General features: G+C 37.3%; 14 protein-coding genes. 9 read left to right on the forward strand and 5 right to left on the reverse strand.

Translation table 11 applies throughout. The features are described 5' to 3' along the window. Positions 1-50: 50 nt before the first annotated feature. The gene (locus HP456_RS00775; protein WP_172248103.1) at positions 51-380 is read right to left on the reverse strand and encodes an ArsR/SmtB family transcription factor; all 330 of its coding nucleotides are present in this window, start codon (positions 378-380) and stop codon (positions 51-53) included. A gap of 890 nt (positions 381-1270) precedes the next feature. On the opposite strand from HP456_RS00775, the gene HP456_RS00780 reads away from it, so the two are divergent. The 6 genes from HP456_RS00780 to HP456_RS00805 all read left to right on the forward strand — a co-directional run bounded on the left by HP456_RS00780 (position 1271) and on the right by HP456_RS00805 (position 5966). Beyond that, positions 1271-1420, forward strand: a complete 150-nt coding sequence (locus tag HP456_RS00780; RefSeq protein WP_172248104.1) for a hypothetical protein — start codon at positions 1271-1273, stop codon at positions 1418-1420. 212 nt (positions 1421-1632) lie between these two features. Further along, a complete protein-coding gene (locus tag HP456_RS00785; protein WP_172248105.1) occupies positions 1633-2394 on the forward strand; it encodes a GNAT family N-acetyltransferase in 762 nt (253 codons plus the stop codon). A 332-nt stretch (positions 2395-2726) separates the two neighbouring features. Further along, the gene (locus tag HP456_RS00790) at positions 2727-3041 is read left to right on the forward strand and encodes a DUF3892 domain-containing protein (protein ID WP_172248106.1); all 315 of its coding nucleotides are present in this window, start codon (positions 2727-2729) and stop codon (positions 3039-3041) included. Between the two features lie 480 nt (positions 3042-3521). Then, positions 3522-4061, forward strand: coding sequence for a GNAT family N-acetyltransferase (locus HP456_RS00795; RefSeq protein ID WP_172248107.1), 540 nt, complete (start codon positions 3522-3524; stop codon positions 4059-4061). A 159-nt stretch (positions 4062-4220) separates the two neighbouring features. Then, positions 4221-5105, forward strand: a complete 885-nt coding sequence (locus HP456_RS00800; RefSeq protein WP_172248108.1) for a TIGR01777 family oxidoreductase — start codon at positions 4221-4223, stop codon at positions 5103-5105. 198 nt (positions 5106-5303) lie between these two features. After that, positions 5304-5966, forward strand: a complete 663-nt coding sequence (locus HP456_RS00805; protein WP_172248109.1) for a tubby C-terminal domain-like protein — start codon at positions 5304-5306, stop codon at positions 5964-5966. On the opposite strand, the gene HP456_RS00810 is transcribed toward HP456_RS00805, so the two are convergent. After that, complete coding sequence (locus tag HP456_RS00810; RefSeq protein WP_172248110.1) at positions 5925-6224, reverse strand: hypothetical protein; 300 nt, start codon at positions 6222-6224, stop codon at positions 5925-5927. The genes HP456_RS00805 and HP456_RS00810 overlap by 42 nt on opposite strands. Before the next feature lie 108 nt (positions 6225-6332). Here HP456_RS00810 and HP456_RS00815 point away from each other — a divergent pair, with 108 nt between their 5' ends. Next, on the forward strand, positions 6333-6731 hold the full coding sequence (locus HP456_RS00815) for a VOC family protein (protein WP_172248111.1): 399 nt from the start codon (positions 6333-6335) through the stop codon (positions 6729-6731). 111 nt (positions 6732-6842) lie between these two features. Here the strand turns inward: HP456_RS00815 and HP456_RS00820 are convergent, their stop codons facing one another. The 3 genes from HP456_RS00820 to HP456_RS00830 all read right to left on the reverse strand — a co-directional run bounded on the left by HP456_RS00820 (position 6843) and on the right by HP456_RS00830 (position 8219). Continuing rightward, entirely contained in the window at positions 6843-7265 is a 423-nt protein-coding gene (locus HP456_RS00820; protein ID WP_172248112.1) for an STAS domain-containing protein, read from the reverse strand. Between the two features lie 183 nt (positions 7266-7448). Further along, positions 7449-7664: a hypothetical protein gene (locus tag HP456_RS00825; protein WP_172248113.1), complete on the reverse strand. Its 216-nt coding sequence runs from the start codon at positions 7662-7664 to the stop codon at positions 7449-7451. 120 nt (positions 7665-7784) lie between these two features. After that, positions 7785-8219: a hypothetical protein gene (locus tag HP456_RS00830; protein ID WP_172248114.1), complete on the reverse strand. Its 435-nt coding sequence runs from the start codon at positions 8217-8219 to the stop codon at positions 7785-7787. A gap of 327 nt (positions 8220-8546) precedes the next feature. On the opposite strand from HP456_RS00830, the gene HP456_RS00835 reads away from it, so the two are divergent. Beyond that, positions 8547-8972 carry a VOC family protein gene (locus HP456_RS00835; RefSeq protein WP_172248115.1) on the forward strand — a complete coding sequence of 142 codons (426 nt, stop codon included), beginning with the start codon at positions 8547-8549 and terminating at the stop codon, positions 8970-8972. Positions 8973-9181: 209 nt separating this feature from the next. Then, positions 9182-11113, forward strand: a 1932-nt coding sequence (locus HP456_RS00840; RefSeq protein ID WP_172248119.1) for an SNF2 helicase associated domain-containing protein, incomplete at its 3' end; no start/stop codon positions are given.

The raw sequence follows: 11113 nt of genomic DNA on the forward strand, positions 1-11113 counted from the left end.
TCTTCGTACGTTTGATAAATCAAAAAAAATTGATTTAAAGGATAAAAATTTTAGCAATAGAGCGTTGGTCTAAAAAGACAGCAGAGTTCCTCAGATAAAAGATGATTGACTTCATCTTGGTTTAACCGATAATAACTCCAAGTTCCACGTGCTTCTTTCGTAATAATATTCGCGTCCAACAGGATTTTTAAATGATATGACAATTTAGATTGAGGCATATTCATCAATGGAGCAAGATCACAGACACATATTTCTCCTTTTTTAGTTAAAATGTTCATGATTTGCAATCTTTTTTTATCTGCGATTGCTTTAAATTTTTTTTCGTATTTATTAAAAACTTCAAGCTTGGAAACATCCTGCAGAGGAATTTCTTTTTTCATTCGTGTACCTTCTTTCAAAATCAATTTAATTTGATATTTAAATCATATAACCAATTTTTTCTTGTGTCAATTAATTCATCAAAATATTTTGATTTATAGTGTTCTTTTATGTAGACAACTTACATGAATTTACTTCCTTAAATTATTACCATTTTTTTCATGAATTAATTGCCACTTGAAAACATTTACTCTATACTAAAGATATAAATCAAAAATAATTGATTATATTTTAAATCAATTATTTTTGATTAAATGATGAAAGGATGATCTAAATGAAGATAGTAAATATTTTGTTTGGGGATCGAACTAAATCTGAAGATTGCTGTGGTATTGAAATCAAGGAGAATGAAAAGGAAAGATCAACAACCTGCTGTTCTTCCGAAAATAGTAAGGAAACCACTTGTTGTTAACAAAATTAGAAAGACGTGAGTACTGATTCTGGTGCTTTCGTCTTTTTTCGATAAAACTTCTTCTCAAGGAGTGGAAAGAATAGGTTTTTTCTTTTTCCGTGGTTATTGTAATGCTTTTAATAGAATGAATAAAAGGCAAGAGAAAGTGAGCGGTCTCAATTTGGAATTGCAAATATAAATTTCAGAATATTCATTTTTATGAGGTTCATATTGTGATAAAGTAACTATATTCAATAAAATCCCTATAAAGAAATAAGATGAGGTGCAGTGAACTTGGTTTTTTATATTGGCATTTAAAGTTTGGAATTATATTGTAACGCAAAAGAGCTGCCAATACAGGAAGATATCAGGATGAGTTTCGACTTTTTTTCAACAAGCCGCATTTAAATTCATACACAAGGATTGGTGTAAGAACTTGACTGGAAAATGTGTAAAGAATTTAATCCAAGTCGTTTTAGAATTTTGTAGGGGGGTCAAACAATGGGCAGCCATAAGAAAGACTCATTAAAAATTCAAAAAAAATATAAACTAAAAGTGAAAGAAACTACAAAACTCATAAGTCATTATGATGTCGTTATCATCGCGATCATATTCTTATCCATCATTATTTTGAAATGGTTGGATTGGTAAATTATCAAGCGAATGAATTAAATAAGTGTGTTTGCTAACCAAATATAAAGTTCAGTTTTAACCAGCTCAGATAGAGTGTATCCTAATATGGCAATCCCTCCTAATACATAGTTAATATTTCACAATCATATAAAATTAAGTTGAATTATTAGTATAATTCTATATTTAATATAAGATATAGGATAATACTACAAACCCAAGGGGATATAACCATGAGAGAAATTACTTTTGAAAATATTTACACAATTGGAGAAGTTATCGAAGAAAATGACGTTTATAAACATGTTCATTACCCGGAAATGCTTGTTCGGTATGACAGCAATTTTTTAGAATTCAAGAAGATGCCTACATTAAAAGAGTTTAAAGAGGGGAAGGCGTACTTGAGAAAATTTCACCAAGGCAGAGGACAGAAGCATATAAAATTCTACTTTCCCCCTAATATGGAAATTTCCGATGACCTCGCAGGTTATTTAAAATTGGAAGGGATCGATACCGGCTTCATGGAACTTTATTCCATTGACCCTTCAGATTTCAGAAGGGTATCCGAAAATGAAGACGTCATAGTAAAAGAAGTCTCTGAAGATGAATTTGACAAATTCATTGCACTTCAATATGAACAAGATCTGGCGTATGGTCAAGATTTCGCTGATCAAAAAATCGCTCTGCAAAAAAGACAATTAAATGATCCATCCATTGTACAACTGCTCTCATATTACAAGGGGGAGCCCGCCGGTGCAGCAGATGTGATCATTGAGGAAGAAACCGCTGAAATCGATGGATTCTTTGTTCTTGAAAAATGGCAGAGGAAAGGTATCGGCACCAGTGTCCAGCAATATGTGATGGACAGGTTCAAGGACAAAACGATTATCCTGGTTGCCGATGGTGAAGACACTCCTCGTGAAATGTATCAAAAACAAAATTACCGATGCTTGGGATTCCAGTATCAGGCGCAGAAAGTGTTTCAAGATAAATAAGTGTTGAGGTTCTTCCTTTAAGGGAAGGATCTTTTTTATTGCTTTAATAAGGCACACATCGGACGAATTGGACAAATTTTGAGATTTTGGAGATAAAAAATTAGTCGGACATTTAGTTAAATTACTGACTATAAGTCACATTTTACCGACTATTAGTGATAATTTGAGAATTCGAATCCGTCTGAATGAAATGGCCAGACTGAAAATCCCTGACATTCTAAATGATGATTTCTCTTCATAGATCAATATATTCATTCCCAAAATAACCTTATTCATTAAATAAATCCCATTCTTCCTGCACATACTAAACATATGTTTTGGAGGTGAATCAGATGGAGGACAAAAATTATGAACAAATCTTTGAACAGTACAAGCAAGATGGAGCCAACCAACTACAACAGGAAAATTCACAATCCGTGGAATGGGGTGCAGAGAAGATCGTAGCCATCCGAAAAAACGGAGATGATGATATTATTGCATTCAAGACAGAAAGCGGGCGGGAATTGGATTATTTAACTGCGCTCGATGAAGCAAAAGCAGGAAAGCTTGCACATGTGGATGTCTTTCACAGATACGGCAGGGATATCATACGCAGCGAACCTGACGGAATTGAAGAAAATAATTTAAATAACCTGCCGCATTTTTGATAATAAGAGGAGTCTCTGGCGATGACCGCTGGAAGACTCTTTTTTTTAACTTACACTAGGAAAAACATGAGAGTAAGCTTTCCGGAATAAACATTTGGAAGGGGGGGTAACTTTCAAGCGGTGGAACGATAATAATCTTATTTTTTTACGGCTAAGTTCATATATATATCCCATTCTTCTGAAAATAGTTTGATAGTGCAGAGGAAGTTTATTATATTAAAATGAGTTGGTTTTACCACAAACTGGATGTGGTTGTTTGGGTTTAGATTTAAAAGGAACACAGAAAAATAAAAACCTGGTGTTATAGATTAAGTTGAACTAAAAGGATCTACAGGAAAGAGAAAAGACTCTTCACTCATTCAAATCAGGTGATGATTCATAGTTATTCGCAAATTCGTATAACATGTTAGACTATTTTAATTTGTTAAATTGCAAGTCATATATAGTTCACAAAAATTATTGTACATAGGGAGGTTCAATATGGAGATAAGGAGACCGCAATCTGAAGATATCAAGGAATTACATCGGTTCTTTAGAGAAGTGATCACTGATACGTTCAGGAAAGAAGGGATAGAAGATCAGGTTAACGATATGGAAGAAGAAATCAAGACAAAGAAAACTAATTTAGAAAATGATTTTGAAAGTAATGGTCAACATAGATTTTTCCTTATTGCTGTTGAGGCAAACAAAATCATCGGAACAATTGAATACGGTCAAGTCAGTAAGCTCATCTTAAAATGCACAAATAATACCTTTCAGTATTTAAAAGAGGTAGGAACTGTATTTGTGTCACCGGGATATCAAAAGAAAGGGATAGGAAATCTTCTATTGCAGGAAATGTACCGGACTCTCCAATATATAGGCGTAGAAGAATTTTGTCTGGACAGTGGCTACCGCTGCGCTCAAGCTATCTGGAGAGGAAAATTTGGAGAACCCGATTATGTAATGAAGGATTATTGGGGAGATGGCTTTCATCATATGATCTGGAAATTGAATGTCAATAACTTGCTTGCGGATTAGTAACCAGTAAAGTCATCAGCCCATTAAAATGAAAACTCACAAGCTAGTAATCGTATCTAAGAAGGGATGAGTTTTCAAACCTATAAAATAATAAATGGATACTTATGGTATACTTAATGTGAAAATATTCACAAATATATTTGGGGGAGGAGAGGTTTCATGAGTAAAAAAGTCGTTATTGCTGGAGGGACAGGTTTTGTGGGTCAATATATATCAGAGAAGTTCTTAAGAGATGGTTATGAAGGGATTATCATTTCTAGAAATGATAGTCATGTCACTTGGCAAGAAGTCGACAGAATCATTGATGCATTAGAAGGAGCAGAACTGGTAATTAATCTTGCAGGAAAGTCGGTCAACTGCCGTTATTATGATCGTAATAAAAAAGAAATTCTTGAATCCCGGACTAAAACCACTGAAATCCTGGGGAGAGCTCTAAAAGCATGCAGCAACCCGCCAGGTTTATGGATCAATTCGAGCACGGCTACGATATATAGACATGCTGACGATAAACCAATGACAGAACTTGCTGGAGAAATCGGATCAGGATTCTCTGTCGAAGTAGCGAAAGAATGGGAACGTTCCTTCTTTTCATCCGAATTGCCCAACACAAGACAGGCAGCACTAAGAATCGCAATCGTACTAGGGAGTGATGGCGGTGTCATGACGCCATACAAAAAACTGGTCCAGTTCGGACTGGGCGGCATCCAAGGACCAGGAACTCAAATGTTCAGTTGGATTCATATCGAGGATTTTTATAGAATCATTCTCTTCATTAATGAACGGAAAGAATTAACAGGTGTCTTCAATTGCTCTTCGCCTGATCCGATTTCGAATCATGAGCTTATGTCAACACTAAGAGCCAAAATGAATAAAAGTATCGGTCTCCCATCACCAGGTTGGATGCTGGAAATTGGTGCCGTATTTATCCGAACAGAAACCGAACTGATTTTAAAAAGCAGATGGGTGATTCCTGAAAGGCTTTTAAATGAAGGTTTCACATTTAAATATCCAACAATAAATGAAGCATTGGATGAGATTCTGTAAATTTGCCAAGGTCGCCGGAATGAAATGGAGAATATATCCAATACTTAATTCGTTTCAGTGGAAATCAATGTCAACGGTGACTGACAAGGTTTCCTGGACTGTATGTTGATTGTGGTATGATTACTAACAGGTTTTTCTAAGATTCGGAAGAACTTATTTAGTTCAAATCCAAATCAGGCACAGAGGGAGGCGCAACATATGTATGGAACAGAAATTGTACCAGGATGGTTCTACATAATGGTCTTGATCGTGTTTATTCTATTTGTCGGAATCGGATATTGGGTGACTCGAAATGAGAAAGGGCTGCAGACCGGCGGGGACGGAAAGCTGGCTGAAAAAGCGGTCTACTATGAGAATCGTTTCAGGTCATCTGCACATCCTGCGGAAATTATAGATGTAAAGACAAACTATGTGGGTTACGTAAAACGTAATTTTGACAGCATGATTCAACAGCTTATTTCATTCGTCTCCCCTCGCAGGCACATTAAGATAACAGCAGAAAGTCACAATGGAAACCTGCAAATTCATTTACAACATATCAAAAATGAAACTAAATTTCTTTACAGCGGCTGGGAAGCAGAAATGATAAGCAATGGACAATCAGAACGAATTACCATCGAAAGTCAGTCAAAAAAGAAGTCCACAATCAAACTTTCATTTTCATACAGGGGTGAAGTCATCACTGTATCCGATCACCGCAAGGTAAATGAAATGAAAATTAAAAAGAACGGATATGATATAGCGAGCATTACTTACCAAAAGAAGCTGCCGCCACGAAAAATTTTTATCGATTCTAAAGAAAGTAAGTTACCACTGCTTCTATTGGCGTGTATGTTTGAGGTGATAAAATATTATGATTGAAATAAAAGGAACTTCCTGCAGCAGGAGTTCCCTTTTTTGAGGCTTATTTATCGGTGTACAAAAAGCAAAACCTAAAAAACAGTTCTCTTTACTACAACGACTATCATTCTGCCTACATGAAAACTTAAGCAGTATCGCACCTGCTCCCATTAAAAGAATGAATAGATTAATGGCAGTCAGCCCCTTAAAAAATAGTAGATAAGCTGCAATCCCGACAACTGGCCAGCCAATGATTTCCCCTATTAACTTCTTATTCATTCCATCGCCTCCGAAAACAGTTTATCCAGAAATATTAACATCAAATACCAAACAATTCTGTTATCATGGTAGAATTAGGTAGTAAATAGTGAAAGGGGATGAAGACAAGTGGGAAAAGGACTGTTACATCATATCGAATTATACGTCTCCGATTTAAGGAAGTCTACTAAATTCTGGGGGTGGCTGCTTGAGGAACTCGGATACCACTCTTTTCAGAAGTGGGATAGTGGACATAGCTGGAAATTGGGTGACACCTATATTGTCTTTGTACAGACGGAAGAAAGGTTTCTGGATAGACCTTATCATCGCAGCTGTACGGGTTTGAATCACCTTGCCTTTCATGCAGATTCCAGAGAGCATGTTGATGAAATGACAACCAAACTGATAGAAAAAGGGGTATCCATCCTTTATACAGACAAGCATCCTTATGCTGGGGGAAATGGCCACTATGCAGTATATTTTGAAGATCCGGACCGAATGAAGGTGGAATTGGCCGCTCCTTTATAAGTGATACAAGTTAGTAAAAACCGCGCCAAAAAGCTTCCTGATTTATAGCCAACATAAGCTTTTTCTATACAAATAAGTCCCCGGCATTCTAACCGGAGACACGCTTGCTTTTTACTTCTGCAATTCTTTCATTGCAATATGAAGACTTAAATAAATAGGAATATTTGATAGATTAATTCCGAGGTTGATCATCGTGTGGGCAATTTCAGGTCTGATACCAGTCAAAGTCGCACTGATTCCTGAAAGCCCAAGAGCATCAATCACTTTAAAAATGCGATTAGCCACCATTGTATCGATGATTGGGGCTCCTGATAAATCAAGAATAATGTGATCCAATGCCAGATCTGATCCTTTTATAAGTGCTTTATCCATTAATTCATGGGCACGTTTAGTATCTATATCGCCTACTAATGGCAGAATACCTATCGTATCCGTCACTTTGATGACAGGTACTGACAGTTCGAGTGCTGCCGATTCAGCTGCATGAAATCTGGCATAATAACTTTTGCTGTAAGAGATACTTAGCCAGTGCACCGCACGATCGACCACTGAATTAAATCGCGAAAGAACCTCATAGAATTCATCGTATGACAGCTTTTGTATCGCAGCTTCTTTTTTAATGATATTGCCGATTTGGTCTCTGTAATTACGAATCTCATCAATCGCGATGTCGAGCGGGAGATCTAATTCTATTAATAAATCAACAGCCTCTCTACCTCAACTTTGAAGATTGGCATATGAAATGTTAAGTTCCCTGGTGATTGACTGTGCATAAATATCAATAAGATTCTGCCGCCATACCTTTAAATCTTCACTTATTTTTTTCGAGTAGTTATCTTTATTATCAATGGCACGCTGTGAGACCATCTCCTCTTTTAAGCTTAGGATGGCTCCAGCAATATTCACCATTTTCGTTTCAATAGTAACAGACAAAAACTATTCCTCCCGACATACTTTTTAAAAATAGGGTAACATAAAAAGCATTTTTCGTCCTTCGGTACACAGGAATATTAAGAGATAATTTGATTATCAATATACGAAGGAATCAACGAACTACTCAGCCCTTTCTTTGTTCCACCCCATCAATAAATTTTCAGGGATTCCATAGTATACCGTTTCGGTCAGATCTTTTATCCCGTATGTGATGATACAGCTATTAATGGTCCAATTCACCTCTATGGAATCGACTGTCGCTTCCCGTTTCAACCCGGCAATTTCAATCACTACTGAATCCTTTATTTCATACATCGTGTGAAACGACAGCCTTTCTCGCTCTGTAAATGTGGCAGATGAATCATCTTCCACATTAATATACTTCTTAAATCCTCCGTCTATATCATACGTGGTTAATGAAAAATCCTCACATAATCGAAAACAAATCCTTCTGACCACACCAGCCTTTAAACAGCTAACCGCTTTGGACTCTCTATACAAATCCTCAGAGCCTATCACTTTATTCAAGGGAATCACTTCAATCGTACCGTGCATTTGAGCACCTCCAGGTATAGATGTCTTACTTATACCTATTAGGCCAGTTCATTTGATAGACCAGCGGCAGGATGAAATATCGGATTATTGGAAAGATTATTGCTGTTATACGATTAAAATAGAAGGATTGATAATGAAGAGTGATTTATTATCTGAAACTATACTATTTTCAAAAAATAAACCCAAATTAATATTGCGAACATTTGTTCCGTGTAGTATGATGGAATTGTAAAGGGTGATGGAAGAAACTTGAAATGCTTATGCAGGAAGAAAACATGTAGGATAAAGTTTTAAAATGCGATAATTCTATATTAGGAGCTGATCACATTGACAGTACAAGTATTTCCTTATTTAGTGATGGACGGCAATGCGAGAGAAGCTATCAATTTTTACAAAGAGACCCTGGATGCAGAGATCCTTTATTCGCAGTCTTTTGGTGAAAGTCCCGATAATCCTGAGTTTCCTTTGCCGGAAGAAGCTAAAGACCGCATTATGCATGCCACGATCAAGATTGGAGAAACTGAAATAATGTTCAGTGACACATTCCCAGGACAGTCTCACTCAACGGGAAGCCAAGTCACTCTGTGCATTACAACAAACGACCCTGAGAAATCAAAAAAGCTGTTTGATGGTTTAAAGGCAGACGGCGAAGTCACAATGCCATTGCAGAAAACATTCTTCAGCCCGCTTTACGGATGCGTCGTTGACAAATACGGAGTGACATTCCAGATATATACCGGCGAAGAAAAGTAATCGTTCTTCTATTGCTGCAGCATTATCACCTTTACAGCTAACTTGGAAATATACATAATTATATGAATGACATCAAAAGAAGCCTTCCCCTGTACCGTTAAGGGGGAGGCTCTTTTGTCTCCTAACCGATCAATCTAAATGAAACAATCCATAGATATGATACAATTTACATATTCAATGTCGTCAGAAAGTGCAAAAAGGAGCAAACCATGAATATCAAGCTTAACGATAAAATCATACAGGATATGTGCGGTACCGTTTCCTTTAAGAGAGGGGAGACATATTTCCGAACCAATAAAGTCAAGATAGAAACAGATAATGAACAACAATATAAAGCGATAGTAAACGCAGGTGAACAATTTCATGTCGTGATTCAACAAAATCCAGATGGAAATCTCCAGACAGAGTGCAGCTGTCCTAAGCTTGCATCGTTCGATCTTTCTTGTCAGCATGTCGCTGCTGCATTGATTGCCATCAAACAAATACAACAAACATCCGGAAGTGATTTGACTGAAGACTTTTTCACTTTGTTCAACCAAAGAATAAGCCGTTCAAGCGGTGAACAACGACACTTTGAAACAAGGGAAGCAGTTGATACTGAATTTATATGTAAGCCTGTCTCAATTGGTGGAGGAGAAAACCTAATTGGAATTCAATTGAAAATCAACAATCACTCGATTGAAGACATAAGGTCATTTCTAAAATTGCTGAAACAGGGAAGGCCTTTTAAGATTACCGAAAACTTTATATATACAACAAAGGACTATTGTTTCAAAAAAGATGCAGATGCCATAATAAGAGAGTTAATCAAAGTACTGCTGGATGAACAGATTTACACAGAAGAACTCACCGGGCAAGTTAATACGGTGGATTCAACAATTCTCCTACCTCCGACGTCATGGAAAGACATATTCCCTTTACTACTTGAGGCTCCTGGAGTGAGGGTTGAATATCTGGGTGAAACGTTTCCGGGCATACAAAGATCACTCAGTGCATTGCCTCTGACATTTGAATTTGACAAAACTGGCGACAAACGGTTCACGTTGAGTATTTCCGGGTTTTCGCAAATGATTATAGCAAAGCCTTATCATTCCGTTCTTTACGAAGGAAAGATCGTTGAATTGAATGAGACTGACTGCAGCAGACTTGCCGAACTGAAAACCATGCTAGGAGCATCCAGCACAAATGAAATAACCATTCCAAACGACAAAATCACCTTTTTCCTTGAGAAAGTGGCACCTCACCTTAAAAAAATTGGAAAGGTCAGGATCTCAAAGACATTGTCTGATCAATACATAAAAACTCCACTGGTTGCTAAACTCTACCTGGACCGTGTGAATAATAAACTCCTTGCAGGAATCGAGTTTCAGTATGACCACTTCGTCTTCAATCCGCTGGAAGAGAGAGAAAGTCCAATCGGTTCATTGGTCGTCCGCGATATCGAAAAGGAAGATGAAATCTTGGGTATCATGGAAATCAGTTCATTTGCCCGGACAGAGGGAGGATATTTTCTTCATAATGAAGAGTTGGAATTCGATTTTCTTTATTATCAAATGCCTGAACTCCAAAGATCCGTTCGTATTTATGCTACGACTGCCGTAAGAAATCGAATATTCAGGAAAGATACAAAACCGCAAATAAGAGTGAAGGTGAAGCGGGAACGAACCAACTGGCTTGAGTTCAAGTTCGATATGGAGGGAATAGCGGAGAAAGATATTCACGAACTGTTGTCAGCACTTGAGGAAAAAAGAAAGTATTTCCGTCTCCGAAACGGGTCCCTGATGTCTCTCGAAACAAAAGAAGCACAAGAAATCCAGCGCTTCATTGCCCGGGCGGAAGTGAATTCCGAGTCCTTGGCGAACGGACTGGACCTGCCTATGAACCAATGTCTGGAACTATTGGATAATGTAGATGGAAGTAACGGTTTCAGAATAGAAAAATCATTTAGGGAATTTCTCGATACTCTGCGTCATCCGGCCAGATTGAAATTTAAAATCCCGGTCAAACTTGACCCGATCTTAAGAGACTATCAAAAGAAAGGCTTTCAGTGGATGAAGATGATCGCCCATTACGGGTTCGGCGGCATCCTGGCTGATGATATGGGACTTGGGAAAACCCTCCAAAGCATCACCTTTATTCAA

It is taken from the genome of Bacillus haikouensis (assembly GCF_013179555.1).
In the GTDB taxonomy this organism is placed as follows: Bacteria; Bacillota; Bacilli; order Bacillales; family Bacillaceae_B; genus Rossellomorea; species Rossellomorea haikouensis_A.